This is a genomic window from Agrobacterium tumefaciens, from assembly GCA_025560025.1.
Classification (GTDB): Bacteria; Pseudomonadota; Alphaproteobacteria; order Rhizobiales; family Rhizobiaceae; genus Agrobacterium.
In genome coordinates, this window is the sequence record CP048486.1 from 1,735,670 (window position 1) to 1,761,898 (window position 26,229).

The 26,229-nt window shown below is 59.1% G+C and carries 23 protein-coding genes; 18 read left to right on the forward strand and 5 right to left on the reverse strand.

Translation table 11 applies throughout. The features are described from left to right. The first annotated feature begins 13 nt into the window (after positions 1 to 13). Positions 14 to 1,546, forward strand: coding sequence for an acyl--CoA ligase (locus tag FY152_21890; GenBank protein ID UXS34750.1), 1,533 nt, complete (start codon positions 14 to 16; stop codon positions 1,544 to 1,546). Continuing rightward, positions 1,543 to 2,541: an NAD(+) synthase gene (gene nadE / locus FY152_21895; protein UXS34751.1), complete on the forward strand. Its 999-nt coding sequence runs from the start codon at positions 1,543 to 1,545 to the stop codon at positions 2,539 to 2,541. The genes FY152_21890 and nadE overlap by 4 nt, the downstream gene beginning before the upstream one ends. Positions 2,542 to 2,584: 43 nt before the next feature. Here nadE and FY152_21900 read toward each other — a convergent pair whose 3' ends face one another. Genes FY152_21900 through FY152_21915 form a run of 4 tightly spaced genes read right to left on the reverse strand, consistent with a single transcriptional unit; the run spans position 2,585 to position 7,186 of the window. After that, complete coding sequence (locus FY152_21900; GenBank protein UXS34752.1) at positions 2,585 to 3,538, reverse strand: spore coat U domain-containing protein; 954 nt, start codon at positions 3,536 to 3,538, stop codon at positions 2,585 to 2,587. Beyond that, positions 3,535 to 5,973, reverse strand: coding sequence for a fimbrial biogenesis outer membrane usher protein (locus FY152_21905; GenBank protein ID UXS34753.1), 2,439 nt, complete (start codon positions 5,971 to 5,973; stop codon positions 3,535 to 3,537). The genes FY152_21900 and FY152_21905 overlap by 4 nt, the downstream gene beginning before the upstream one ends. Continuing rightward, positions 5,945 to 6,664 carry a molecular chaperone gene (locus FY152_21910; protein ID UXS34754.1) on the reverse strand — a complete coding sequence of 240 codons (720 nt, stop codon included), beginning with the start codon at positions 6,662 to 6,664 and terminating at the stop codon, positions 5,945 to 5,947. The genes FY152_21905 and FY152_21910 overlap by 29 nt, the downstream gene beginning before the upstream one ends. 21 nt (positions 6,665 to 6,685) lie before the next feature. Continuing rightward, positions 6,686 to 7,186 carry a spore coat U domain-containing protein gene (locus FY152_21915; GenBank protein ID UXS34755.1) on the reverse strand — a complete coding sequence of 167 codons (501 nt, stop codon included), beginning with the start codon at positions 7,184 to 7,186 and terminating at the stop codon, positions 6,686 to 6,688. A gap of 482 nt (positions 7,187 to 7,668) precedes the next feature. On the opposite strand from FY152_21915, the gene FY152_21920 reads away from it, so the two are divergent. The 6 genes from FY152_21920 to FY152_21945 all read left to right on the forward strand — a co-directional run bounded on the left by FY152_21920 (position 7,669) and on the right by FY152_21945 (position 13,331). Further along, positions 7,669 to 8,670, forward strand: a complete 1,002-nt coding sequence (locus FY152_21920; protein ID UXS35154.1) for a LacI family DNA-binding transcriptional regulator — start codon at positions 7,669 to 7,671, stop codon at positions 8,668 to 8,670. Positions 8,671 to 8,841: 171 nt separating this feature from the next. After that, positions 8,842 to 9,876 (forward strand): sterol desaturase family protein, encoded by a 1,035-nt coding sequence (locus FY152_21925; protein UXS34756.1) that lies wholly within the window; start codon positions 8,842 to 8,844, stop codon positions 9,874 to 9,876. Positions 9,877 to 9,884: 8 nt separating this feature from the next. Further along, on the forward strand, positions 9,885 to 10,196 hold the full coding sequence (locus FY152_21930) for a Rieske 2Fe-2S domain-containing protein (GenBank protein UXS35155.1): 312 nt from the start codon (positions 9,885 to 9,887) through the stop codon (positions 10,194 to 10,196). A gap of 72 nt (positions 10,197 to 10,268) precedes the next feature. Next, the gene (locus FY152_21935; GenBank protein ID UXS34757.1) at positions 10,269 to 11,213 is read left to right on the forward strand and encodes a sugar ABC transporter substrate-binding protein; all 945 of its coding nucleotides are present in this window, start codon (positions 10,269 to 10,271) and stop codon (positions 11,211 to 11,213) included. A 58-nt stretch (positions 11,214 to 11,271) separates the two neighbouring features. Further along, positions 11,272 to 12,477, forward strand: a complete 1,206-nt coding sequence (locus FY152_21940) for an FAD-dependent oxidoreductase (GenBank protein ID UXS34758.1) — start codon at positions 11,272 to 11,274, stop codon at positions 12,475 to 12,477. Further along, positions 12,474 to 13,331 (forward strand): sugar phosphate isomerase/epimerase, encoded by an 858-nt coding sequence (locus FY152_21945; GenBank protein ID UXS35156.1) that lies wholly within the window; start codon positions 12,474 to 12,476, stop codon positions 13,329 to 13,331. The genes FY152_21940 and FY152_21945 overlap by 4 nt, the downstream gene beginning before the upstream one ends. A 92-nt stretch (positions 13,332 to 13,423) precedes the next feature. On the opposite strand, the gene FY152_21950 is transcribed toward FY152_21945, so the two are convergent. Then, entirely contained in the window at positions 13,424 to 13,894 is a 471-nt protein-coding gene (locus tag FY152_21950) for a heme-degrading domain-containing protein (protein ID UXS34759.1), read from the reverse strand. A gap of 411 nt (positions 13,895 to 14,305) precedes the next feature. On the opposite strand from FY152_21950, the gene FY152_21955 reads away from it, so the two are divergent. The 10 genes from FY152_21955 to FY152_22000 all read left to right on the forward strand — a co-directional run bounded on the left by FY152_21955 (position 14,306) and on the right by FY152_22000 (position 26,223). Continuing rightward, the gene (locus FY152_21955) at positions 14,306 to 15,352 is read left to right on the forward strand and encodes a substrate-binding domain-containing protein (GenBank protein ID UXS34760.1); all 1,047 of its coding nucleotides are present in this window, start codon (positions 14,306 to 14,308) and stop codon (positions 15,350 to 15,352) included. Then, positions 15,349 to 16,362 (forward strand): Gfo/Idh/MocA family oxidoreductase, encoded by a 1,014-nt coding sequence (locus FY152_21960; protein ID UXS34761.1) that lies wholly within the window; start codon positions 15,349 to 15,351, stop codon positions 16,360 to 16,362. The genes FY152_21955 and FY152_21960 overlap by 4 nt, the downstream gene beginning before the upstream one ends. After that, entirely contained in the window at positions 16,359 to 17,972 is a 1,614-nt protein-coding gene (locus FY152_21965; protein UXS34762.1) for an acyl CoA:acetate/3-ketoacid CoA transferase, read from the forward strand. The genes FY152_21960 and FY152_21965 overlap by 4 nt, the downstream gene beginning before the upstream one ends. Continuing rightward, positions 17,965 to 18,744 carry an enoyl-CoA hydratase/isomerase family protein gene (locus FY152_21970; protein UXS34763.1) on the forward strand — a complete coding sequence of 260 codons (780 nt, stop codon included), beginning with the start codon at positions 17,965 to 17,967 and terminating at the stop codon, positions 18,742 to 18,744. The genes FY152_21965 and FY152_21970 overlap by 8 nt, the downstream gene beginning before the upstream one ends. Next, positions 18,738 to 20,273, forward strand: coding sequence for an aldehyde dehydrogenase family protein (locus FY152_21975; GenBank protein ID UXS34764.1), 1,536 nt, complete (start codon positions 18,738 to 18,740; stop codon positions 20,271 to 20,273). Before FY152_21970 ends, FY152_21975 begins: the two co-directional genes overlap by 7 nt. 75 nt (positions 20,274 to 20,348) lie before the next feature. After that, complete coding sequence (locus FY152_21980) at positions 20,349 to 21,590, forward strand: carbohydrate ABC transporter substrate-binding protein (GenBank protein UXS34765.1); 1,242 nt, start codon at positions 20,349 to 20,351, stop codon at positions 21,588 to 21,590. A gap of 229 nt (positions 21,591 to 21,819) precedes the next feature. Beyond that, on the forward strand, positions 21,820 to 22,698 hold the full coding sequence (locus FY152_21985) for a sugar ABC transporter permease (protein ID UXS34766.1): 879 nt from the start codon (positions 21,820 to 21,822) through the stop codon (positions 22,696 to 22,698). Next, positions 22,698 to 23,582: a carbohydrate ABC transporter permease gene (locus FY152_21990; GenBank protein UXS34767.1), complete on the forward strand. Its 885-nt coding sequence runs from the start codon at positions 22,698 to 22,700 to the stop codon at positions 23,580 to 23,582. Before FY152_21985 ends, FY152_21990 begins: the two co-directional genes overlap by 1 nt. A gap of 3 nt (positions 23,583 to 23,585) precedes the next feature. Continuing rightward, positions 23,586 to 24,701 (forward strand): ABC transporter ATP-binding protein, encoded by a 1,116-nt coding sequence (locus tag FY152_21995; GenBank protein ID UXS34768.1) that lies wholly within the window; start codon positions 23,586 to 23,588, stop codon positions 24,699 to 24,701. A 16-nt stretch (positions 24,702 to 24,717) separates the two neighbouring features. Further along, complete coding sequence (locus FY152_22000) at positions 24,718 to 26,223, forward strand: GMC family oxidoreductase (protein UXS34769.1); 1,506 nt, start codon at positions 24,718 to 24,720, stop codon at positions 26,221 to 26,223. Positions 26,224 to 26,229: the final 6 nt, after the last annotated feature.

Below are 26,229 nucleotides of genomic sequence, written 5' to 3' on the forward strand. Positions count from 1 at the left end.
CGGGAAGCGCCCATTGCGTATTGACCACTACCTGCATCGAAGTGCGGAGCGACACCCCGGCAAGACGGCGGTGGTGGCTGGTGAAACGCGCCTGAGTTACGGCGAACTCAAGACGATGAGCGAGGCTTTTGCCGCTGCCCTGATCTTTCGTGGTGTGACCCCGGGAGACCGTGTCGTCCTTGTGCTGGACAATGGCTGGCGCATGGCGGTGGCGATTTTCGGCTGCTGGATGGCGGGCGCTGTCGTCTGCCCGGTCAATCCATCGACGAAGGAAGCCCGCCTTTCGCAAATTCTGGACAGTTCCACGCCCTTTGCCGTGGTTGCGGAGGCGCGGCTGGAGAAAGTGGTTTCAGATGCCGCCGGTTCTTCCGCGCTGTTGCGTATCGTTTCCGGCGCTTCGAACGCATCCGGCGATAGTGTCGATTTCGACGCGCTGCTCGAGGAACGGCCCGACGTGCTGCCGCAGAACCTGCCCGACATGGATCTGGCGGTGATCATCTATACGTCGGGTTCCACCGGCGAGCCGAAGGGTGTGATGCTGGCGCATGATAATCTCGATGCGGCCGTCCGTTCGATTACATCCTATCTCGGCAACACCGCCGACGATATCCTTCTTGGCGTATTGCCGCTTTCATTCGGGTATGGCCTCAACCAGTTGCTTTCCAGCGTCTTTGTCGCCGGCACGCTGGTGATCGAGAAATCCTTCGCCTATCCGCATCTGATTTTCGAGCGTATTCGCGAAGAGCGGATTACCGGCTTCGCGCTGGTGCCGACCATGCTTTCCATCATGATGCAGACGCGCGATCTGTCGCCAACGCTGTTCGAAAGCCTGCGTTACGCCACCGCCGCCGCCGCACCTTTGCCGACCGTCCACGCCGACTGGCTGCGCAGCTTTCTGCCGCATCTCCGGCTGTTTTGCATGTATGGTCAGACGGAATGCACCCGCATCAGCTTTCTGCCGCCGGAAGACCTCGACAGGAAGCGCGGCTCGGTCGGGATCGCCATTCCCGGCACGTCCATCGAGGTGGTCAACGAGGCGGGTGGCAGCGTATCGCCCGGTGTTGCGGGCGAACTCGTCGTCAGCGGGCCGCATGTGATGCGCGGCTATTGGAGAAACGAGGCGGCAACGGCCCGTGCATTGCGCATTGACGCCGCAACCGGCAGGATGCGTCTCCACACCGGCGATCTCTTTACCTGCGATGCAGAAGGTTATCTGACCTTCGTCGCCCGCAAGGACGATATCATCAAGTCACGCGGTGAAAAGGTTGCGCCGCAGGCGGTCGAGGCCGTGCTGCAAGCCATGCCAGGCGTATCGGACGCTCTGGTTGTCGGCGTCGCACATGAGGTTTTCGGTCAGGCGATCAAGGCGATCGTCATCGCTCCCGATGCGGCGATTACCGAAAAAGACGTCATGCGCCACTGTGCCCGGTATCTGGAAGTCCATATGGTGCCGACACTGGTTGAATTTCGCGATTTCCTGCCGACGACGGATACCGGCAAGGTCAGCCGTCGTCTCGCTGCTCAAGATACGGAGAACAATCGATGACGAATAACGCACACAGCATGCCTTTCTCGCCGCTTGAACTCGATGCGGCGGCGGAGGTTGAACGTATCGCCGAAAAAATCCGCCAGTCCCTTCGGTTCGACCTGCGCAAGCGCGGCCTGGTGCTTGGCCTTTCCGGCGGCATCGATTCCAGCGTCAGCGCCGCACTCGCCGTTCATGCGCTCGGGGCTGCGAATGTCTTTGGCCTGTTCATGCCGGAAAACGATTCCGACCCGGAAAGCCTGCGGCTTGGAAAGGCGGTAGCGACAATGCTCGGCATGGATTGTGTGCTGGAGGATATCGGGCCCTCGCTTGCCGCCATGGGTTGTTATGAAAGGCGCGACGGTTTTATCCGCGAGGTCGTTCCGGAATATGGTCCGGGCTGGACCTCCAAGATCGTTTTCGACAATGCCATGAGCACCGGCGCTTATAATATCTCTTCGCTGGTCGTGCGTTCGCCATCAGGTGAAACACGCAAGATTCGTCTCACGGCAAAAGCCTATCTCGGCATCGTCGCGGCAACGAACATGAAGCAGCGCACCCGCAAGCAGTTCGAATATTATCACGCCGACCGTCTGAATTTCGCGGTGCTGGGAACCCCGAACCGGCTGGAATATGACCAGGGCTTCTTCGTCAAGAATGGCGACGGCGCAGCCGACATCAAGCCGATCGCCCATCTTTACAAGTCGCAGGTCTACCAGATCGCGGCCCATCTCGGCATTCCGCAGGAAATCCGCGCCCGCCCACCGACCACCGATACCTATTCCATGCCGCAGACGCAGGAAGAATTCTATTTCGCCCTGCCTTACGACAAGATGGATATCTGCCTCTATGGTCTCGAAAACAACAGGCCTACGGCCGAGATTGCAACGGCGGCCGGGTTGAGCGAGGACAATGTCCGCTTCGTCTGGACCGATATCGCCGCCAAGCGCAAGGTGGCGCATTACCTGCACCATGCGCCTATCCATCTTCATGAGGGGGTTCAGGGCAAGTCCTGAGACGTTTCATCCGGCTGAGCGCTGTATCGCGCGGCGCACAGCTTCAATAACTCACCGTCACAACGACAGTGTCGGAGTAATTCCCCGGTGCCGGCGTATTCTGCGCCGGCACGCGTCCATAGACGGTCAGCGTCTGCAGGCTGCCTGTTCCGGTGCCGGTGGCCATCTGCCCGGCGGCATTTCCCCAGACATTCGTGCGGCTGATGTCACGGTAAAGACCGTAGGTGATCGACGCGCCGCCAAGCACCATTCGCCGCGAAGCCGGCGGGCTGTTGCTCAGGCCGCCATTGAGAGCAACGCTATAGGCGAGGTTCGCCGTGCAGGTCAGCGCAATCGAGCCGGTCGCATCGACGGCGGCGCTGAGAACGCCGTGATTGCCGAAATTGATGGGTTGGGCTGTGACAAGACAGGTGGGCTCCACCGCGGCCGTGACGTTGAAGGGTACTTGAGTGGGGTTTTGGGTTACAGTCGAGCAACTCGGCGCAAGTAGAAGATACGAGGCATAGGTGAAGTTGGTCTCGGCGCCAGCAAAGCTGGAGAGGTATGGTCCCCGCGCCGCAGAGGCCTGATTAGCGGCAATCCTGCCGTAAACGACACGGCTTGTACTGTTCAACAAGAGCGGTAGCGCCAGATCGATCGGTGGAGGTGATCCGAGCGCAGGTTGAGCGAGGGATCCCCAGGACGTCGTCCGCCCGGAATTTTGATATAGTTGATAATTGAGCACGTTGCTGCCCTGCAGCATCCTGCGAATCCCGCCCGACTGGCCTCCACTGCCCGCATTGATGTTCGGGCAGATGCGAATAGAAAGGCCCAGCGTCAACAATGGGTTGGAACAGGTTATGTTCAGTGTCGCGGTACTGTCCACCGCACTGCCGCTTGTGAGATTGACGAAACCGAAATTCATATCCGACATGCTGAAACTGCAGCTTTGCGCCAGCACGGGAGAGGCAAAAAGAAAAGCGGAGAGGGCAAGGCCCGCACGGGTCAGCATCATCATTGAACGCTCCTGCAGATGGCTTCAACAGTTGTGCGTGTTTCGGAAGCGGCGCCAAGAACGATCTGCGCTTCACAGTCTCCTCTCATCGGCTGCGTGATGAGGAGCCGGTGCTTCTCGGAAACATTGTCGAGATAGGCCTGCCCATCATAACCAACCACGAAATCGCCGCTGCCATCGATGGTGCCGGTCGATCCCGCCTCGATGAAGTCGCCACTTTCGTTCTTCAAGGTTACCAGCGCCACACGTCCGCCGGTCTCCACCTTGAAATCGACAACCGCCCCGCCACCTTCCGCCGGAATGACGGTCTGCTTCGTCCTGTCGATACGTGCATCGACAGGAAGATTGCTCGGGTCGAGGGTAATCGTGTTGACGTCGTAGGAATGCAGGTTTGGAAGCAATATCTTGCCACGGCGGTTGGTCTGGCCGATGGGGCGGTTTTCAAGTGAAATCTCAACGCCCGGCGCACCCGCGTCGACAACGGCAAAGGCATCATCGATACGGTTGCCAAGGAAAACATCCCCGCCGGCAATCGCGATCGATCCATCCACCTGCGCATAGGCCTGGGTGGTTCCATTGAACTGATCAACACCCGCCGCCACACGCGCCACGCTGCCGCGATAACTGCCCGAAGCGGAGACGATATTGCTGTTGCCCATGGAGCCACGCAAACGCCAGCCATAACTGCCTTCGGTCTGCTGTTCGGATTTTGCTATGTCGGCTGTCGCTGAATATCCGTCGGCATTGGAAGACAAACCGACAGAACTGGAAATGCCGCCCCCGAATGTCCAGGAAAGACCGGCATAGACGCCATAGGAACCATCGTCTTCAAGGTCCTTGTAGGCGGTGATGAAGATATTGCCGTTTTCGCCAAACCGGCGCGTTGCGGAAAGACCCAGCAGCCGGGATTTCCTCTCATCGAAGGTCTCAAGCTGCGTGTAGGAGAAGTTCAGGCTCGTCTCATCGAAAGCCAGCTGGGTGGAGGCGGATATCTGATCGAGGGAACGCGGCGCACGGGCGCTGAGCAGGCCTGAGATTTTTCTGTTTTCCGAGGTGTTTGCGGAAACGGATGCGATATCGTGATAGTCACCAAACGTGCGTTGCGAGCGGGCAACGAACTGAACGCCGAGCAATTCCGCCTCGACGCTTGCGGAAAGCTGATAGCCGCTTTCCTCCCGGAAATGGCTGGTTGCGCCGGAAACCGTGCCCAATCCGAAATCGCCGAGCGTAAAGACACCGCCAACCCCGACATTATAAAAATCCTCGCCGCCTTCCGCATGGCCTTCCAGTGTCAGCTTATCTGAAAATCCGTAGCGCACCGTTGCTGACCCCAACAGCCTTTCATCGTAGTCGAAAGACGAGGTGCCGTAGTCGCGCCGGGCAAAGCCGAGTTCGGCGGAAAAATCGATCAGTCCTTTCGCCAACAAGTCCGCCGAGGCGAAAAACGGCGTTTCCGACACCGTCTCGCGACCGAGGGCATCGCGCACCACCAGCCGCGCATTGCCCGCACCGCTGACGACGGGAAGATTGGTGATGGAAAAGGGCCCTTCCGGAACGTCCTGTGATATGCGGCGAATATTGTCGACATAGACATCGACGGTGGATGGCACCGCCGCGGAGCCGGCAAATGCCGGCATCGGCATCGTGACCATGTCTGGCCGAAGATCGAAATTTCTTCGTATCTGTAGACCACCCAGCCGCGTCGGGCGCGTCCAGGCAAGCCCGCCTGTAATCAGATCGCCTGCCCGATAGGTCGTCAGCGTGTCTTCATCGGAATAGCTCCAGGTGGTGTCGAGCCGTCTCGTATCAAACTGGTCGAGTTGCGATGTGCTGAGAACCTGAGACGAAGACAATACCCCGAGCGGGCCGAAAACGCGACCTTCCAGCAAGGCGGAAACGCCGTTGAAGTCGGCAATATCCGACCATCTTTCGCCACCGGATGATCCGTAAATCGTGTAATTCACCAGACCTCCCCAATTGCTTAGCGCCCTGTCCTGCACCTCTTCGTCCTCGTTCCGGTCATTTTTGCCGGATGCGTCGATAACCTTGCTGGCCCGCGCCCCGGTCGGGAGCGTGAAATAGACGGACTGACTGCTCTCGTCGTAACGTGCCGTTACATCGGGCAGTCTGGAAATGTCGACCCAGCCATCACCGCCAACGGCACTGTCAACGGGTGTAATTCCGACATTTCTCAGCTGGACCGGCTCTATGAAAAGCGTACCGGTGTCGTCTTGACGAAATGTGGCGATCAGTTCTGTCGAAACATCGTTGATGTAGACTTCGAGCTGCAATTGTCTCGGCTCTTCTGCGGCAAAAGAGGCCTGTGATGCCGCAGGGGGTAAATCCTGCGCCATGGAAAAACTGCTCGATGAAATGATCGTCAAACCTGCAATCGTCAAAACGGCGAGGCTATCCGCCGGTGACGCGCGCCGTCGCATTGACAGGGCCGCCTTCGCTGTCCGCTGAAATCTTCACCGTGCCGCCGGCTCTCTTGCCATTCGGTGCCGGAACGACCCAGCTCGTGCCCGACTGGCCGAGCACATAACCCACCAGCCCCTGTTGCTGGGCGACTGGCTGCCCGTTACCACCGAGCAGTTTGAGATTGGCGATCCGCAGCCGCTTCAGGCCCCTGTTGGAAACCGTTACCCGATAACCATTGGCCTGCGGTGTCACTGACCACGTTGCCTCGGCATCACCTGCGGCCGCATTCGAGAAGAAAACGGGTATGGAGTGACGCACGACAAGATTGATGGTGCCGGATGGGGATTTGGTCCTTGACGGCAGTTCATCGACGATGACGCGGTAGCTCTCTTCCGCCTTGATCGGCGTTTTCGAGAGTCGGACGATGCGGACAAGGTTTTCCGCCCCCGGCTTCAATTGGGTCATGGGCGGGCTGGCAACCACATCCTGTGCGGCGGTCAGGACATCCTCTCCGTTTTGCTGGGTCCAGCGGAAAATTCTGACCTGAACGTTGATGGGCGTTTTGGCATCATTCCATATTCGAAGACTGGATGCCGCGGTTGGCGCCCTGAGATCCAGGATAACGGGTGAGACCCGCAACGATGTAGCGTATGAAGGTGAAACAGACAGACCGGCAATAAACGCAGCCGCTAAGGTAAAAAGACGCATGCGCGATCCTCCCTCTGGCGATCAATAGGTAAGCGTGGCCCTCACGGTGTCCGTATAGACGCCCGGCACGGGTGTCGTCTGGGCCGGCACCCGCCCATAAACGGTAAATGTCTGTGCCGCGCCCGTTCCCGTTCCCGTCTGCCTGTCCGTGCCGATGGTATTTCCCCACAGCTGCGTGTGCCCGGAATCCCGGTAAAGCGAATAGGAAACGGTTGCGCCGCTCGGGCCGGTCATCAAACGGCTTGCAACCGTCGCGCCGGTTCCCGCGCCGGCGCTCAGCCCCAGCGAGTATGGTGTGCTTGACGTGCATTGAACGACAATCTGGCTGGTGGCATCCACGTTACCCGTGATGAAGCCACTATTGCCGAAATTGAGCAAACCGGCGGAGTTGATCTGGCATGCCGCCTGAATGGTTATCTGTACGGTAAAGTCTGCCGTCGTGGATGTCTGCGCGAGGCTTGACGCTGGCGCGGAGATCAGTGCTGCAAGCAATGCGATATGGCGTGATTTCACGAACCTCATGCTCTCTCCCCATGCTGTCGCACCGTTGAATTCGCTGGCGGTACGCAACAAATTATCACCCGAATAGCGAGTAATAAGAATATGCTAATGTTCGCTTCGATTGAGTTAATAAATCCTTAACGCAGCGGCCTGAAAAACTACCGGGCGAAATGCAATAGGAAGCACAACCTGATGTGGTTTGGCTGAAAGTCCGGGTATTTATAAAAATTATTATAAATCAAAATCTTGATTGCAGTTTGCAGGCGCAGGCCTTTTGCAAGGGGAAAGCGGGCTCTTTGGGGAGCGGGCCAAACGCTTGGCTACTCCGTGTTGTTTGGAGCAAGTGATTCGGTATCCTGTGCGCGGATGCGCCTGACCACATCGATTGCGATCAGAAGGATGTGGGAGGCCATGTTAATCCACCCGCTATCGTGTAAATCAACAATGGCGAGAGAATTGGGCGAAACCAGATATGTCGCCCAGGCATCGGGGGGATGGCGAAGGTGGGCAAGGCGAACTACAGGGACATTGCACGTCTTGCCGGGGTGGGGACCGCAACTGTGGAGCGGGTTCTGAACGGAAGGGGTGGCGTTCGGCCCGAACTGGTCGAGAAAGTCGTCATCGCTGCACGCAACCTTGATTACCCACGCACGCTGCCGGATGCGCATCGCGGGCTGCTGCGCATAGACGTCTTGATGGTTCGCCCCGAAACGACATTTTATCGGCGGCTTTCCAAAGCCTTTGAGAGGATTGCCCAGACGCTTGATCCTCTCCTTATCGTTCAGCGCAGCTTTGTTGAGGAAATGAAGCCCGAGGAGATTGCGAAGCGTATCCTGTCGACGGATGTAGCGCGCGCCGGCCTGATCCTGGCGGTTCCCAGCAGCCCTTTGGTTGGCGCAGCGGTGGAGGCGGTTATGAAGCGGGGTCTTCCGGTCGTCCATGTGGTCACCCGTGCCTCCGAGGATCGGGGAGATTTCGTCGGTATCGACAACTATGCCGCCGGGCGGACGGCGGCACATTTCATCGCCCGGATGAGCCGCAGGCAAGGCCCGATCGTTGCGCTGTGCCATCCCATCTACCAGGTGCACCGCGAACGCATTCGCGGTTTCTCCGATTATTTTCTCGAACACCCTGGCCCTGTCGCCTTTAAATGGCTTGGTTTTACGCGTGACGACGAACTCTACAGCGCAGAATATCTAAGTTCGGCGCTCGAAATCTATCCGGATCTTGTCGGCCTTTATAATGCAGGCGGCGCGAATTCCGCCCTGATCGACGTCCTGCGCCGTCAGCGTCCCGCGCGAGACCTGATGTTCGTCGGGCATGAGTTGACGGACTATACGCGGGCGGCCCTGCGTGATGGCTTCATGGACGTGGTGCTGGATCAGGCGCCCGAGGCGCAGGCCCAGCGGGCGCTCGATCTTGTCCTGCGTCGTCTTGGACTGACCACCATCGAACCGGATTCAGCTCCCATACGCTTCATCACCATTACCCCTGAAGGGCTTTGATCTGATTTGATCAAACCATGCTTCGCCGCCCGTCTCACCTCCTGATAGATTTTTGTCATGGAGGAGGCGGAGTTCCGGGGAAACCCGATCTGATCACCGTGCCGAATGCGCGCTCCTCCCATCGTGACATCACGCGGCCGCAGACAGATGCGATCCGCCGGGAGGAGAGCTATGGACGATCTAAAATATGGAACGCGAAACAAGCGCGGCGACTGGGCTCCCAACGAGCCGATTGAAACGGCGCCGCTTTTTGCCTTTCCGCCAAAGCTGGTTGCGCTGCTGAAATGGCTGCCCCATTATTTTTTCCCATGGAACGCGATCTTTGCGGCGTCTGCCGTCGCCTATTGGGCCTGGGTCATTCCGCCGATGGAGACCATGCAGGTTTTCGGGATCGGCTGGATTGCCTGGCTTTACGCCGTCAACGCGATCTGCGTCCTGCTTTTCTACGGCGCTTTCGAGCTTCACCTCTATGTTCTGAAGCGGCAGGAAAACCGCTTCAAATATAACGGCAAGTTCCCGGCCGATAACAAGAGCAATGCCTTCTGGTTCGAAAGCCAGAACCTCGACAATATTTTGCGCACCTTCCTGTCGGGTGTCACCATCTGGACCGCCATAGAGGTTGTCATGCTGTGGGCCTATGCCAATGGTTATGCGCCGTGGCTGAGCTTTACGGAGAACCCCTGGACACTCGCCGTTGTCGCACTCGTGGTCCCGATCATTCACGAGTTCCATTTCTTCTGCATTCACCGGCTCATTCACACGCCGCTTCTTTATAAATGGGTGCATTCCGTTCACCACAATTCGGTGAATCCGTCGCCGTGGTCGTCGCTGTCGATGCACCCCATCGAGCACCTTCTCTATTTCGGGACCGCCTTCTATCACCTGATCGTGCCGTCAAACCCCATCCTGATGCTGTATCAGCTCCATTATGCGGGTTTCGGCGCCATTCCCGGCCATGTCGGCTTCGACAAGGTGGAAGTCGGGGAGAACGGGCTGGTCGATAGCCATGCCTATGCACATTACCTGCACCACAAATATTTCGAGGTGAATTACGGCGATGCGCTGATCCCGCTCGATCGCTGGTTCGGCACCTGGCACGACGGCTCTCCCGAGGGCGAGGCGCGGATGCAGGAGCGTTATCGCAAACGGAAGGAAAAAAACGCAGCCCGCAAGGCGCGCAACACAATCGGGGAGGCAGCCGAATGAGCAATCTGTTGACCTGGGTTTCGGCCTGCAAACTTGACGATATCGAACAGGAAGGAGCCATCCGCTTCGATCACGGCGGTCGCACCTACGCGATCTACCGCGGCCCGGACGATAGCGTTTATTGCACCGCCGGCCTTTGCACCCACGAGGCGATCCATCTTGCAGACGGGCTCGTCATGGATTTCGAGGTGGAATGTCCCAAGCATTCCGGCGCCTTCGACTATCGCACCGGCGAGGCCCTCAGGCTTCCCGCCTGCGAAAACCTGAAAACCTATCCGACGGAAGTGGTCGATGGGGAAGTCCGCATAACCATCGGATAGGCGATATCAAGCGGGCGTCTCGTGCCCCCGGAATGCGATCGGGCGGCCCGGCGCCTATTGGGAGGATGACATATGAGATCAATCTGTACGGTCGCCGTTCTGGCGGCTCTCATGGCAGGTGGGGCATCGGCCGAAACGATCGGTGTTTCGATGCAAAGCTTCGACAACAACTTTCAGACGCTTCTGCGGGAGGGGCTTAGCGCAAGAGCGTCCAAAATGGATGGCGTCAAACTGCAGGTCGAGGATGCGCAGACGGATGTCTCCAAACAGCGCAGCCAGGTGGACAATTTCATCGCTTCCAAGGTGGACGCGATCATCGTGACCTTGACGGATACGTCCGCCGCACCCGGTATAAGCGAAGCAGCGCAGAAGGCCGGCATCCCGCTCGTCTATCTTAATATCGCACCCGAAAATATCGGTCGGCTACCGGAAAAGCAGGCCTATGTCGGCTCGAAGGAGACCGATGCGGGAAGGCTCGGCGCCGAGGCGGCCTGTGATCTCTTGAAAAAGAAGAACAAGGCAGGTGATGCGCAGGCCTTTATTTTGATGGGTGATCTGGCGCATCAGGCCTCGCGCGATCGCACCTCGTCGGTCAAGGAAACGCTGGCGGCGGGTGATTGCAAGGGAGCAACCATCGCCGACGAGCAGTCCGCGGCCTGGACGCGAACGAATGCCATGGACCTGACGACAAACTGGATTACCGCCGGACGGCCGATCGATGTGGTTTTCGCCAATAATGATGAAATGGCAATCGGTGCAATCCAGGCCTTCAAGGCGGCGGGCGTGCCGATGGATGATGTGATCGTCGTCGGCATCGATGCCACGCAGGATGCTCTTGCCGCAATGGCGGCGGGTGATCTGGACGTGACCGTATTCCAGAACGCCGGCGGACAGTCGGCGAGCGCAGTCGACGCCGCCATTGGGCTGGCCCGTGCAAAGAGCGTCGACAAGGAGGTCTGGGTGCCGTTTGAACTGGTGACGCCAGGCAACATGGGCGAGTACAGCCGAAAGAACTGATCCTCCCGGCCGGCGCCTCGATCCCGAGGTGCCGGTCCATCTCAACACGGAGAGAATTATGGACCGTATCGTCATTGTCGGTGCCGGCGAATGCGGCACCCGGGCGGCATTTGCGTTGCGCGAGGCGGGTTACTCCGGTTCCGTCACGCTGGTCGGGGCCGAACCGCATCTGCCCTATGAGCGCCCGCCGCTTTCCAAACCGCTCAACGGTGCGGTGCACATGCAACAGATCTGCGCGCCCGAGGCGTTCGAGGCCGCTCGAATTTGCTATCTGCAGGGCGTCACGGCGCAGCGTATCGACGCAAATATGCGAACCGTAGCGCTAGGCGATGGCCGGGTGCTGGACTATGACAGGCTGCTTCTGGCAACGGGAGCGAGCCCCAGAAAGCTGACATGTCCGGGTGCGGAGCAGGCTCTGGACTTCCGGACCTATGCGGATGCGGCAGCGATATTCTCCCGCGCCGAAGCTGATAGTCGCGTCGCCATTATCGGCGGCGGTCTGATCGGCATGGAGCTTGCGGCAGTGCTGCGCAGCAAGGGTGTCGCCGTCAGCATTGTCGAGGCCGCGCCAAAGCCGCTCGGACGCGCCGTTCCGTCGCATTTTGCGGCAAAGATACATGCACGGCATATTGACGAAGGGGTGCAGTTTTACCTGGGGCAGGGCGTTGCCGAGATCGCGCCTGACGCCATTGTGCTCATGGACGGCGGCCGGGTGCCCGCAAATCTCGTCGTTTCGGCAATCGGCGTCCTGCCTGAAACAGGATTGGCCGAAACGGCCGGTCTGGCGGTGGGTAACGGCATTCTGACCGATCGCCACCTGCGGACCAGCGATCCGCATATATTCGCGGCGGGCGATTGCGCGGCTGTATCCCAGCCCGGTGGGGGCCATATCCGTTTCGAAAGCTGGCGCAATGCCCGCAACCAGGCGGAAACGGCCGCCCGCAACGCTCTCGGCGCCGCCGAGGTTTTTGCCGCTATTCCATGGTTCTGGTCGGATCAATATGATCTCGGCCTGCAGGTTGCCGGGTTGCCGCAGCCGGATCACTACAGCGTCATTCGCCCGCTCGCAGGCGGGGAGCTGGCGTTTTTTCTGGATGACGGAAGGCTCGTGGCCGCCGCCGGTCTTGGAACAGGAAACGCGGTTGCGAAAGACATCAAGCTCGCCGAAATGCTGATCGCTGCGGGCATCAGCCCCGATCCATCGGTGCTGGCCGACCCGATGGTAAACCTCAAGGCACTTCTGAAAAGCGCGCGGGCAGCCTGATGCAGAAGCTCCTTGTTTTTCAGTCGCTCTGGGCCATGGAACGTCGTCACACGGATGGTCTGGAACGCAGTCTAGATGAAAATATCGAGATGATCGTGGCGGCCGGTTTCGATGGCGTCAGCGCGCATTACACCAATCGGGAGGATGTTGTTCGCCTGAACGAGGCGATCCGCGGCACTGGCCTCAAGATCGAGGGTGTGTGCTTTCCGCGCACTGTTGAGGATTTGCGTCTGTCGCTGGACTTGGCGATGGAATTTCCGGTCAGCCACATTGATCTGCAGGCGGATGTCCGCCCGCGCCGGGTCGAGGATTGCCTGCCGCTTCTAGACGGGTGGATGCGGCTGGCCGAAGACGCTGGCGTTGCCGTATTCGTCGAGACGCATCGCCACCGCATCACCAGCGACCTGCTGCTGACGCTGGATTTTCTCGACCAGCGCCCCGCATTGCCCCTGTTGGCGGACCTGTCGCATTATCTGGTTGCCCGCGAATTCGCTTTCCCGGTCGAGGACGAGAGCCAGGCGCAGATCCGCCGTATCCTTCAAAATGCGCAGGCTTTTCATGGCCGTATCGGTTCGTGTGAACAGGTTCAGATCGAGATTTCCTTCCCGCACCATCGCCCCTGGGTCGATCTCTTTCTTGAGTGGTGGGACTATGGTTTCCGGCACTGGCGCTCCCGCGCCGCGCCGGACGCTGAACTGGTCTTCACCTGCGAACTGGGTCCGCAACCCTATGCGATTAGGGGGCGGGACGGCAACGATTCGACCGACAGGTGGACGGAGTCCCTGCTTCTTCAAGCGATGGCGCGCGAGCTCTGGGCCGGGATCGCATCTGATCCGGACGCAGAAAAAAGGTAACTCCCGGTACTCTCGTTTTATGGCGGCAGATGCGCCATCACGATTGGCGCAAGGTTGCCGCGCATCCGGGAAGCCGGCGGCACTGCCGTTTGTCAGCCTGCGAGCATCTCCGTCAGGCAGAGTGTAACCAGCTTGTGGTCTTCCACGTCAGGCAGTCCGCTGACGCCCACCGACCCGATCAGCGTGCCTCCACGGATGGTGAGCGGAAACGCGCCGCCGCTCGCGACGTAATCGCTCGTCGGCAGGCCAAATCGGGTGTTGAAGTCATACCCCTTCAATTCGGATTCGAGCCGGACCTGAAGCGAGCTGCGATGAAAGCGATGAACGACGGCACATTTGCGCCGTGTCCACCCAAAGTTGTCGATGGTCGCGCCGGGCAGGAGAGTGGCAAAGACCACGTCTGTGCCGTGCCTTATCTCGATTGCGACGGGAAGCTCCTGTGATGCCGCGCGCTGTCTTATCAGGCTGCCCAGTTTCCATGCGAAATCGTAATTGAATGTGGTGAGCTGGAGCGCTGCGAGTTCTGCCCGCAAGGCGTCAAGTGAAGGCGTTTCTATTGTCATTCATTGCTCCGGAATGAGGGTAGATCGCTCATCAGGCTGAGCGCTTGACGGTAAACTACTGTCCATAGTGACTGAAGGGCAAGCATTGTCGCTTGGGCTCGGTCTTGCATTGCTGAACGTCGCGTTCGCCCGGCATTGCAGGCCTGATAAACATTGCTCCTGTTGGGAAGAAACATTAGCGTATTTTGGAACGTTCCATTTTTCAAGCGCATGCCGTCGCAAATTTCGAAGAGTTCACGGAAATTACAAGAATCAAAAATTTCCTATAATGCATTGAAATAAATAAATTATTTGATGATTTTTATTCTCTGTCCCGTTGTTTTCATTTTTGGTTCGGCAATGTCGCTTGACAAAATTGGAACGTTCCAATTAATTAGCCTCAATTTCGAGGAGAGGCATGGGAGGGCTTCAATGACTGGCGGACGGGTAACCGTTATAGATATCGCGCAGGCTGCGGGCGTGTCGAAATCGACCGTCTCGCTGGTCCTGCGGGGGTCTCCGCTCGTCAATGAGGGAACGCGGGCCAAGGTCAATGCGGCAATGCGCGAACTTGGTTATGTCTATAATCGCGGCGCTGCGAACCTGCGCCAGACCAGCGCGAAATCGAAAATCATCGGGGTCGTCGTCAATGATCTGACGAACAGCTTTTTTGCGGAACTTGCCGTCGGCGTTGACACGGTCGTGCAATCGGCCGGCTATGTGCAATTTCTCGCCAATACCAGTGAAAGCATCGACCGGCAGCGCGAGGTGATTGCCTCGATGCGCGAGCATGGCATTTCCGGGCTGATCGTGTCGCCCGCCCGTGCGACCGATCCGCTCGATTTCAAGCCGCTGACAGCCGCCGGCATTCCCGTCGTGGTTGTTGTTCGCAGCCTGCCCGGAGCGAAAGTCTCGTCAGTGGCATCGGATAATCAGTCTGGTATGGCGCAGGCGGTGGCCCATCTCGCCTCGCTCGGCCACACCCGCATCGCCTTCATGGGTGGCTTTCCCGATACGGCGGTTTTTCACGAACGGGTCAGCGGCTTTCGGGATGCCCTGGCTGTCGCCGGTCTGACTTTTCAGGAAACGGCGGTTGTTCCCTGCGCGCCCTCGCGTGCCGGCGGTGTAGAGGCGATCGGACGCGTGCTCGAAGCAAGCGATCCGGTCACGGCCGCCGTCTGCTTCAACGACGCCGTGGCTTTTGGTGTTTGCGACGGGCTGCGCGCCCGGCAGATGGAGGCGGGGCGGGATTTCGCGGTTGTCGGCTTTGACGATGTCATTGAAGCCAAGACGACGGTGCCGGCCCTGACCACGATTGCCGTCGACCCCCAGGGGATTGGCAGGCGGGCAGCACAGCTGCTTCTCAAGCAGATCAATTCGGAGAAGGCCGATGCGGAGGCGGTGACAACGGCGGTTCGGCTCGTTGTGCGGGAGAGCTGCGGGGCAGGGCGGAATGAAGTCGGGAGGACGTTGGCATGACGGTGCGTTGGGGATTGATCGGTGCAAGCACGATCGCCCGTGAGTGGGTGATCGGCGCAATTAGAAAAAGCGGCGGTGAGGTTGTTTCCGTTCTGAGTTCCAACCCTGCTCGCGGGGCGGAATATGCGGCGGAAAACGGCATTCCGAATGTTGCCTCGGATCTGGCGTCGCTTCTTACCGATCCGGCCATCGATGCGGTTTATATTTCGACGACGAATGATCTGCATTACGAGCAGGCGCTTGCCGCCGCCCGTGCGGGGAAACATATCCTTTGTGAAAAGCCTCTGGCCATGTCGCTTGAAGAGGCGCACGCAATGGCGGAGGCGGCGCGCAAGGCAAATGTCGTTCTGGCGACAAATCATCATCTGCGTAATGCGCCAACCCACCGTGTGATGCGCGATGCGATAGCGGCCGGCAGAATCGGAAAACCGCTGAGCGCGCGCGTTTTTCATGCGGTTTACCTGCCCCCGCATCTGCAGGGCTGGCGGCTGGACAAGCCGTCTGCGGGCGGTGGTGTCATCCTCGACATCACCGTGCACGACGTCGACACGCTTCGCTTCGTGCTGGGTGCCGATCCGGTCGAAGTCATCGCATTTTCTCAAGCCGGCGGCATGAGCCGGGAGGGACTTGAAGACGCCGTCATGGGTGTCATTCGTTTCGAAAACGGTCTTATCGCGCAGTTCCATGATGGCTTCACGACCAGATATGCCGAGACCGGTTTCGAGGTTCATGGCACCGAAGGCTCCCTGATCGCCAGAAATGTGATGACCCAGAAGTCGGTCGGCACCGTGGTGCTGCGCACCGAGGCTGGCGAGGAGGAAATCCAGGCGGGTTCCGACAATCTCTATGAGGTCGCGCTCAAAGCTTTCCACACGGCCATCACCGGCGGCAAACCTTCAGCGACTGCTGAAGACGGCATCTGGTCGCTGGCGACCGGGCTTGCCGTCGTCGAAGCGTCAAAAAGCGGGGCCGCTGTTCGGGTCAAAACGGGAATCGAGAGCCGGTCATGAAAAAACACATTACTCCAGCACAGGCAGCGGATCTCATTCCAGATGGCGCAATCGTGTCCGTTTCGTCGTCAAGCGGTCTGGGTTGCCCCGATCTGATGTTGAAGGCGATTGGTGACCGCTTCGATGCGACCGGACATCCGAAGAACATCACGACACTTCATCCGATTGCCGCCGGTGACATGAGCGGCATCAAGGGTGTCGATCACATCGCAAAAAAAGGCCTATTGAAGCGGATCATTGGTGGTTCATACCCGTCCGGTCCTTCCAGCGCCGAGCCGCCGCTGATCTGGCAGATGGTTACCGGAGATGAAATCCCGGCCTATAACATTCCATCCGGCATCATGTTCGACATGCATCGCGAGGCGGCTGCAAAGCGCCCGGGCGTCTTGACCAAAATCGGCCTCGATACCTTTGTCGATCCGGCCCGTCAGGGCTGTGCGATGAATGCATCGGCTGCGGCCGAGCCTGTCGTCAAACGGGTGACTTTCGAGGGCGAGGACTGGCTCTATTTCCCCTCGATCATTCCGCAGGTGACGATCATCCGCGCGACGACCGCCGATGAGCGCGGCAATCTCTCCTACGAACATGAGGGCGCGTATCTCGGGGGTCTCGATCAGGCGCTGGCCGCCCGCAACAATGGCGGCATCATCATTGCGCAGGTGAAGCGCATCACCAAGGAAGGCTCGCTCAAGCCGCACGATGTGCGGGTGCCCGGCATGCTGGTGGATTATGTGGTGGTCGATCCCGATCAGAAGCAGACGACCCAGACAGCCTATGATCCGGCGATTTCGGGAGAGGTTTTCCATCCGCTCGATTCATTCGAGGTGCCGGAATTCAACATCCAGAAAGTGATCGCCCGGCGTGTGGCGCAGGAACTTGAGGCTGGAAGCTGCGTCAATCTCGGTTTTGGCATTTCCGCCAATGTGCCGAGAATTCTGCTGGAAGAAGGGCTGCATGGCGCCGTGACCTGGGTGATCGAGCAGGGGGCGGTCGGCGGGGTTCCGCTGCTGGATTTCGCCTTTGGCTGCGCCTCGAATGCCGACGCCTATATGCCGTCGCCCTATCAGTTCACCTATTTCCAGGGGGCCGGCTTCGACGCCTCGCTTTTGTCCTTCCTCGAAATCGGCCGGGACGGTTCCGTCAATGTCTCGAAGCTTTCCTTTCGTCCGCATGTGACCGCCGGCGCGGGCGGCTTCGTCGACATCACGGCGCGGGCGAGAAAAATCGTCTTTTCCGGCATGTTCAATGCGGGGGCAAAGCTGTCGATCAATGATGGCAAGCTGATTGTCGAAAAAGAAGGAAAGCTGAAGAAGCTCGTCAATGAAGTCGAACACGTGACCTTCTCCGGCCGCAGGGCAATCGAACAGGGTCAGGACATCACCTATGTCACCGAACGCTGCGTGATGAAACTGACGCCGCAAGGCATCGTGCTGACGGAAATCGCGCCGGGCATCGATTTGCAGACCCAGATTCTCGACCAGTCCGAATTCGAGCTTATCGTCGCCGACGATCTCAAGGTGATGGACGGCTCGCTTTTTACCGAAGCCAATATCGGACTTGCGCTGCCCAAAAAAAGCGCCCGCGTGCTGGAGGGAACCTTCCATGGCTAACGGCACGGTCCGCGTCGAGGTCGACGGTCACATCGCGATCCTGACGGTATCGCGGCCGGAAAAACGCAATGCTCTCGATCTCAATATGCTCGAGGCGCTGATGGCCTCCGCCGATGAGGTCGAGGCAAACAGCGCGGTCCGTGTGGCGATCCTGACCGGCGAGGGGCAGGGTTTCTCCGCCGGTGGCGACATCAGGGCATGGGGCGGCATGCAGCCTCAGGAATTTGGCCACGCTTGGGTTCGCCATGGTCACCGGGTCTTCGAACGGCTTGCGACCTTGCGGGTGCCGTTGATCGCCGCGCTGAACGGCCATGCGCTTGGCGGCGGCCTCGAACTGGCGGGTATCGCGGACATTCGTATTGCCGAGGAGCAGATCAAGATCGGTCTGCCGGAAACCAGCCTCGGCATGGTGCCGGGCTGGTCGGGTACGCAGCGGCTGGTCAGGCGGTTCGGCGCGCAGCCCGTGCGCCGGATGGCGCTCGGCGGTGAGACATTCAGCGCGCAGGAAGCGCTCGCGCTTGGGATTGTCGATGCCGTCACCCCGACTGGCAATGCTCTGACCGCCGCGAAAGATTATGCGCAGCGTATTGCCGCGCGTGGCCCTGCTGCGTCCGAGATCGTCAAACTGATGATCGCTTCGGCAAGCGGTGAAGACAATGGCACGGCGGTCGAGGCATTGGGTTCCATCCTGGCTGCCAAGACCGGCGACCTGAAGGAAGGCGTGGCGGCATTTAGCGCAAAGCGTCCGGCAATATTTAACGGAGAATGGTGATGACGGTTCTGATCAATCCGAAAATGCTGAGCGACCGGTCCGCCAGGGATTTCAAGATGTTCATCGACGGCCAATGGGTCGAAGGCAATGTCGATCCGATCGAGCGGATAGCGCCTGGCCATGGCTCCGTCGTCAGCCGCTTTCAATACGGAACCAAGGCTGATGCGGAACGGGCGATAGCGGCGGCACGGACCGCTTTTGATACCGGGCCATGGCCGCGCATGACTGCCTCCGAACGCTCGGCAATTCTGTTGAAGGCTGCCGACCTCATTGCCGCACGATCTGAAGAGCTTGCCTATCTCGATGCCATCGAGGCTGGAAAGCCGATTACGCAGGTGCGTGGTGAAATAGCCGGTTCCGTCGATATCTGGCGTTATGCCGCCGCACTTGCCAGAGATCTGCATGGCGAAAGCTATAATACGCTCGGTGACGGCACGCTCGGTGTTGTTCTGCGTGAGGCGATCGGTGTCGTGTCGATCATCACGCCCTGGAATTTCCCTTTCCTGATTGTCGGTCAGAAGTTGCCTTTCGCGCTGGCGGCCGGCTGCACTACGGTTGTAAAGCCCTCGGAACTCAGTTCCGGCTCCACGCTCGTTCTCGGCGAAATCCTGCAGGAAGCCGGCGTGCCGAAGGGTGTCGTCAACATCGTGACCGGAACCGGCGCCGAGGTCGGTTCGATCATGACCTCGCATCCGTCAGTCGATATGGTCTCTTTCACGGGTTCCACGGGCGTCGGCAAGCTGACCATGGTCAATGCCGCGCAGAGCCTGAAAAAGGTCTCGCTCGAACTGGGCGGCAAGAACCCGCAGATCGTTTTCCCTGATGCCGATCTCGATGCATTTATCGATGCGGCGGTCTTCGGAGCTTATTTTAATGCCGGCGAGTGCTGCAATGCCGGGTCGCGCCTCATTCTTCACAAAAGCATCGCGGCGGATGTGGTCAAGCGCGTCGGCGAGCTTGCCAGGAATGTTAAGGTAGGCGATCCTCTGGATCCGACGACACAGGTCGGCGCGATCATTACGCCGCAGCATCTTGAAAAAATCTCCGGTTACGTTTCAGATGCGAAAAACAGCGGCGCACAGATTGCTCATGGGGGAGAAAAGCTGGACTTGGGAATGGGTCAGTTCATGGCGCCTACCATTCTATCGGATGTCACGCCGGCCATGGCCGTTGCGCGTGAGGAAGTTTTCGGACCGGTCCTTTCGGTTCTGACATTTGAGACAACCGCGGAAGCCATCGAGATCGCCAATTCCGTCGACTACGGTCTTTCGGCAGGGGTCTGGAGCCGCGATTTCGATACATGCCTGACGATCGGGCGCCGCGTGCGGGCCGGTACGGTGTGGATGAATACCTTCATGGATGGCGCGAGCGAGCTGCCGTTCGGAGGCTACAAGCAGTCCGGTCTCGGCCGGGAACTCGGTCGCCATGCGGTCGAGGACTATACGGAAACCAAGACCCTGAACATGCATATCGGCGGCCGAACCAGCTGGTGGATGCCGCAGACTGAAAAAACCGGCCTGACCGGTTAGACTGACTGCGTCTGAGGAGGACGGGTGACGGGGCGGGGATCTCCTCGCTTTAATTTGCGACAATGGGAGGAACATATGCGCAAATTTCTGACAACCACTGCATTGGCAGTGTCAATGATGGCCGGCGCTGCACAGGCGGCGGAAAATGTCGAAGTTCTGCATTGGTGGACATCCGGCGGCGAGGCTGCCGCACTCGACGTCCTGAAGAAGGACCTTGAGGCGAAGAACATTACCTGGACCGATATGCCTGTCGCCGGCGGCGGCGGCACCGAAGCCATGACGGTGCTGCGCGCCCGCGTTACCGCCGGCAATGCGCCGACCGCCGTCCAGATGCTCGGTTTCGACATTCAGGACTGGGCGAAAGAAGGCGCTCTCGGCAACCTCGATGAGCTGGCGGCCAAGGATGGCTGGGACAAGGTCATTCCGAAAGCCCTGCAGCGCTTCTCGAAATATGACGGCCACTGGATCGCCGCACCTGTGAATGTGCATTCCACCAACTGGATGTGGATCAACAAGGCGGCGCTCGACAAGGCTGGCGGCAAGGAGCCCAAGAACTGGGACGAGCTGGTCGCCATGCTCGACAACTTCAAGGCGCAGGGCATCACCCCGATCGCTGCCGGCGGACAGCCATGGCAGGACGCAACGATCTTCGACGCGGTCGTGCTGTCGCTCGGCACCGATTTCTACAAGCAGGCATTCATCGACCTCGACCCGGCAGCCCTTGGCGGCGAGAAGATGAAGACCGCTTTCGAGCGCATGACGAAACTTCGTACCTATGTGGATGACAATTTCTCCGGCCGCGACTGGAACCTTGCTTCCGCCATGGTCATCGAAGGCAAGGCCGGCGTTCAGTTCATGGGCGACTGGGCGAAGGGTGAATTCGTCAAGGCGAAGAAGGTGCCGGGCACGGACTTTGTCTGCGTCCGTTATCCTGAAACGCAGGGCGCGGTGACCTTCAACTCCGACCAGTTCGCCATGTTCAAGGTGGCCGCCGACAAGGTGCCGGCGCAGATGGAAATGGCGGCGGCAATCGAAAGCCCAACCTTCCAGTCGGCATTCAATGTCGTGAAGGGTTCGGCTCCGGCCCGGTCCGACGTGTCCAACGAGGCCTTCGACGCCTGCGGCAAGAAGGCGATTGCCGATCTTGCCGAAGCCGACAAGAGCGGCAAGCTCTTCGGCTCGATGGCCCACGGTCACGCCAACCCGGCTGCCGTCAAAAACGCGATCTACGACGTCGTTACCCGTGAGTTCAACGGTGAACTGACACCGGATGAAGCAATCGTCGAACTGCCTGCTGCCGTCGCAGCCGCAAAGTAAACGCGCAAAAATGCGGTGGGGGCATGCCCCCGCCGCACCAATGCTCGCATGAAATCGCAGTCGAACCGTCCGGGCGCCGTGCAGGCAGCCTGTCGCCTTCGGCTACCTAAACTCTTTGTTTTGTCGCATTTCCGAACGGAAAACCGGGGTCCACTTTTCCTGGAAATGCTCTCATTGACGGAAACGGCAAGCATCGGGCGCTGTTTCAAGGATCAAGGATATCTGCGCGATGACTGGTCGTAGTCGACTTCAGGAGCTGTTACCGAAGCTTGTTCTGGCTCCAAGCTTCGTCGTCATTATCATTTTCGTCTATGGCTTCATTGCCTATACGGGCTTCCTGTCGTTGACGGACAGTAAGATGCTGCCCTCCTATAATTTCGTCGGGCTGATGAACTACCAGCGGCTCTGGGCGCTGCCGCACTGGTGGCGGGCGATCAGCAACCTCGCGATCTTCGCGTCCCTTTACATCATCATCTGCTCGGTTCTCGGCCTGTTTCTGGCGATCCTTCTGGACCAGAAAATCCGTGGCGAAGGCTTCCTGCGACCGATCTATCTTTATCCCATGGCGCTTTCCTTCATCGTCACGGGCACGGCGTGGAAATGGTTTCTGGATCCCGGCATCGGCCTGCAGAACACCATGCATCTGTGGGGATGGGAAAGCTTCCAGTTTGCGTGGATCAAGGACCGCAACTACGCCATCTACTGCGTGGTGATCGCCGCCGTCTGGCAATCGTCGGGCTTTGTCATGGCGATGTTTCTGGCCGGCCTCCGCGGTGTCGACAATGAAATCATCAAGGCGGCGCAGATCGATGGCGCTTCGACCGTCATGACCTATCGCCGCATCATCATTCCGCTGATGCGGCCGGTCTTCCTGTCCGCATTCGTCGTTCTCGCGCACCTCGCCATCAAGGCCTACGACCTTGTGGTCGCGTTAACCGGCGGCGGGCCGGGGCAGGCGACCGAGCTGCCGGCGACATTCATGTATTCCTACACGTTCACGCGCAATTCCATGGGCATCGGTGCATCCTCGGCGATCATCATGCTCATCATGATCTTCTCGATCATCGTCCCCTATCTCTATTCGGAAATTCGCGGAGGGAAACGCTGATGAGCGGCGCTCCAAACCAGCAAAATGCAATCAGTCACGGTCATCTGACACGCGCGCTGATCTATCTCGCACTGATATTCTTTGCGCTCTATTACATGCTGCCGCTCTACGTGATGGTGGTCAATTCGCTGAAACCATTGGACGAAATCCGTCAGGGCGGCATGTTGAACCTGCCGCAGGTGTGGACCGTCGAGCCGTGGCTTTCCGCCTGGTCCACGGCGCAGATCGGTGTTCAGCCGACAGGTCTGAAGCCGTTCTTCATCAATTCGATCCTGATGGTCGTTCCGGCTGTCGCGATCTCCACCATCGTTGGTGCGCTGAACGGTTACGTTCTGACCAAATGGAGTTTTCGCGGTTCGAACGTCTTCTTCGGGCTGCTTTTGCTTTCGTGCTTCATCCCGTTCCAGATCGTGCTGATCCCCATGGCACGCATCCTCGGAACGCTGGGTCTCGCGGGTTCGATCTGGGGCCTGATCATGGTGCATGTGATCTATGGCCTCGGCTTCACGACGCTCTATTTCCGCAACTACTACGAAGCCTTCCCGACGGAACTCGTCCGGGCGGCCCAGATCGACGGGGCGAGTTTCTTCCAGATTTTCCGACGCATCCTGCTGCCGTCATCGGGACCGATCATCGTGGTCTCGGTCATCTGGCAGTTTACCAATATCTGGAATGACTTCCTGTTCGGGGCCTCGTTTTCGGGTGCGTCTTCGACCCCGATGACGGTGGCGCTTAACAATCTCGTCTCCTCGTCTACGGGGGTGAAGGAATACAATGTCCATTTTGCGGGCGCGATCCTCGCCGCCCTGCCAACCCTCATCGTTTACATCGTCTCCGGTCGCTATTTCGTCCGGGGTCTCATGTCCGGCGCTGTGAAAGGATAAACCATGTCGTTTCTCGAAATCTCGCATCTGCGCAAGTCTTACGGCGCGCTGGAAATTCTAAAGGACATCAACATCGAAATCGAGGAGGGCGGTTTTCTGGTGCTCGTCGGACCTTCCGGCTGCGGCAAATCCACCCTGCTCAACACGATTGCCGGTCTGGAGCCCATCACATCTGGCACGATCTCGATCAACGGTCGCAACGTCGCCGGTCTGCCGCCCTCCCAGCGCGATATCGCCATGGTGTTTCAGTCCTACGCGCTTTATCCCAACATGACCGTTGCCGGGAACATCGCCTTTGGAATGGAGATCCGCAAGGTTCCGAAGGAAGAGCGCGAAAAGGCGATCAAGCAGGTTGCCGATATTCTCCAGATCGGCCATCTCCTTGACCGTAAGCCGAGCCAATTGTCGGGCGGCCAACGGCAGCGCGTCGCCATGGGCCGCGCGCTGGTGCGCAATCCGCAGGTCTTTCTTTTCGATGAGCCACTGTCCAACCTCGACGCAAAGCTGCGCGTCGACATGCGCACCGAGATCAAGCGCCTGCACCAGCGGATGAAGACCACGATTGTCTATGTGACCCACGACCAGATCGAGGCGATGACGCTGGCGACGAAAATCGCGGTTCTGAAGGACGGCGTTCTGCAGCAATTCGGATCCCCTGCCGAGATCTACAACAATCCGGCCAACATGTTCGTCGCCGATTTCATGGGCTCGCCCGCCATGAATCTTTTGACCGGTACCATCGAACAGGACGCGGCCGGTCTTTCCGTTTCCCTTGCGAGACCCGACGGGGCGCCGATGCGCCTTCCTGTCGCCGCCGGCAAGGAGGCGCTGGCGTCCCATGCAGGCCGGCAGGTCATTTTCGGCATCCGTCCGGAGGCTCTGACCGACCCGGAAGGGGCGGACAGGAACGCCCGCACGCTTGCCGAAGGCGAGTGCCACATCGAGGTCGTGGAGCCGGCCGGATCGGATACTTTCGCCGTCACCAAGCTCGGCGGCAAGGAGGTCGTTGCCCGCCTGCGCGCCGATGCCCGCATTCACGCCGGCCAGAACGCCCGTCTTGCCTTCAATCTCGACAAGGCCGTGTTCTTCGATCCGACGAGTCAGGCGCGTATCGCCTGAAGTACCTGGTAACAGCATGATGAAGAGCCCAGACATTATCATTATCGGCTCCGGTATCGGTGGCGCGACGGTTGCCGCAGGTCTTGCGGCGACAGGCGCCGACATCCTGATCCTTGAGGCCGGTGATTATATCGCCGACAGCCCGGTCAATCGCGACCAGCGCGCCATCTTTCAGAAGGGCCATTTTCGCCCCAAGGAGAGCTGGTACGAGGCCAATGGCGCTGCGTTCAATCCCGGCAATTATTACAATGTCGGCGGAAATTCGAAATTCTACGGTGCCGTGCTGTCGCGCTATCGCAAGGAAGATTTCAGCGAAATCAGGCACAGGGAAGGTGTTTCGCCCGCATGGCCGTTCCCCTATGAGGAACTGGAACCCTGGTACGGCAAGGCGGAGGCGATGTATCAGGTGCGCGGCGAGCTGGGTGCGGACCCGACCGAACCCGAGCATTCTACTGCATATTCATTTTCCCCCGTTGCGGACGAGCCGCCGGTGGCGGATGTCCGGGCGCGCCTGAAGGCGAAAGGCCTGCATCCTTTCTCACTGCCTCTGGCCATCGATATTGAAAAATGGCTCTCGAAAGGCCGAACCCCATGGGATGCCCATCCCAATTCCCGGGATGGCAAGATGGATGCGGAAACTGCTGCGCTCCTCAAAGCCCTCGAATATCCAAACGTCAGAATCGAAACCTCCGCCAGGGTAACCAGACTTGAGGCGGGACAGAGCGGCAACATCGAGCGCGTCCATTACGAAAAGAAGGGCGAAAACCGCTCGGTCACGGCAAAACTGGTGATCCTGTCTGCAGGGGCCGTACAGTCAGCCGCGCTGTTGCTGCGCTCGGCGGATGAGCGACATCCGAGCGGTCTGGCGAATTCGTCCGATCAGGTCGGGCGAAACTTCATGAACCACAATTCCTCGGCTGTGATCGCCGTGTCGCCAAGCTTCCGCAACACGGCCGTCTATCAAAAGACATTCGGCTTCAATGACTTCTATCTGTCTGATGGCGAGGGCGGGCCGCCTCTTGGCAATGTTCAGCTGCTCGGCAAGATTTCTCCGGCGATCCTGAAGGGGGCAATGCCCCGCGTGCCGGAATGGCTGCTTCAGCGGCTGACCGCACATGCGATCGATTTCTACGCCATGAGCGAAGACATTCCTCATCCCGACAGCCGGATCATGATCGACGGAAACCGCATCGTCCTCCACTGGCGGCGAACCAACTGGGATGCTCATCTGGCGCTGGTTGCGAAGCTGAAAGCCATTCTCAAATCTGTCGGTTTTCCGATCGTCCTGTCGAAACCTTTCGACAAGCGTACGCCCTCGCATCAGTGCGGCACGATCCGCATGGGCAACGACCCGGCGGCTGCGCCGCTCGATCCCTTCTGCCGCTCTTTTGACCACCGCAACCTTTTCGTTGTCGACGCCAGCTTTCTGCCGACCTCCGCCGCCGTCAATCCGGCGCTCACCATTGCGAGCCAGGCGCTGAGAGTTGCCCACCATATATCGACGGAGGATCTCGCTCCATGAGGCTGA

Coding starts and splice junctions, on each gene's coding strand:
- nadE (UXS34751.1), top strand. CDS start 1,543: ATGACGAATAACGCACACAGCATGCCTTTCTCGCCGCTTGAACTCGAT.
- FY152_21900 (UXS34752.1), bottom strand. CDS start 3,538: ATGATGATGCTGACCCGTGCGGGCCTTGCCCTCTCCGCTTTTCTTTTT.
- FY152_21905 (UXS34753.1), bottom strand. CDS start 5,973: ATGCGACGGCGCGCGTCACCGGCGGATAGCCTCGCCGTTTTGACGATT.
- FY152_21910 (UXS34754.1), bottom strand. CDS start 6,664: ATGCGTCTTTTTACCTTAGCGGCTGCGTTTATTGCCGGTCTGTCTGTT.
- FY152_21915 (UXS34755.1), bottom strand. CDS start 7,186: ATGAGGTTCGTGAAATCACGCCATATCGCATTGCTTGCAGCACTGATC.
- FY152_21925 (UXS34756.1), top strand. CDS start 8,842: ATGGACGATCTAAAATATGGAACGCGAAACAAGCGCGGCGACTGGGCT.
- FY152_21935 (UXS34757.1), top strand. CDS start 10,269: ATGAGATCAATCTGTACGGTCGCCGTTCTGGCGGCTCTCATGGCAGGT.
- FY152_21940 (UXS34758.1), top strand. CDS start 11,272: ATGGACCGTATCGTCATTGTCGGTGCCGGCGAATGCGGCACCCGGGCG.
- FY152_21950 (UXS34759.1), bottom strand. CDS start 13,894: ATGACAATAGAAACGCCTTCACTTGACGCCTTGCGGGCAGAACTCGCA.
- FY152_21955 (UXS34760.1), top strand. CDS start 14,306: ATGACTGGCGGACGGGTAACCGTTATAGATATCGCGCAGGCTGCGGGC.
- FY152_21960 (UXS34761.1), top strand. CDS start 15,349: ATGACGGTGCGTTGGGGATTGATCGGTGCAAGCACGATCGCCCGTGAG.
- FY152_21965 (UXS34762.1), top strand. CDS start 16,359: ATGAAAAAACACATTACTCCAGCACAGGCAGCGGATCTCATTCCAGAT.
- FY152_21970 (UXS34763.1), top strand. CDS start 17,965: ATGGCTAACGGCACGGTCCGCGTCGAGGTCGACGGTCACATCGCGATC.
- FY152_21975 (UXS34764.1), top strand. CDS start 18,738: ATGGTGATGACGGTTCTGATCAATCCGAAAATGCTGAGCGACCGGTCC.
- FY152_21980 (UXS34765.1), top strand. CDS start 20,349: ATGCGCAAATTTCTGACAACCACTGCATTGGCAGTGTCAATGATGGCC.
- FY152_21985 (UXS34766.1), top strand. CDS start 21,820: ATGACTGGTCGTAGTCGACTTCAGGAGCTGTTACCGAAGCTTGTTCTG.
- FY152_21990 (UXS34767.1), top strand. CDS start 22,698: ATGAGCGGCGCTCCAAACCAGCAAAATGCAATCAGTCACGGTCATCTG.
- FY152_21995 (UXS34768.1), top strand. CDS start 23,586: ATGTCGTTTCTCGAAATCTCGCATCTGCGCAAGTCTTACGGCGCGCTG.
- FY152_22000 (UXS34769.1), top strand. CDS start 24,718: ATGATGAAGAGCCCAGACATTATCATTATCGGCTCCGGTATCGGTGGC.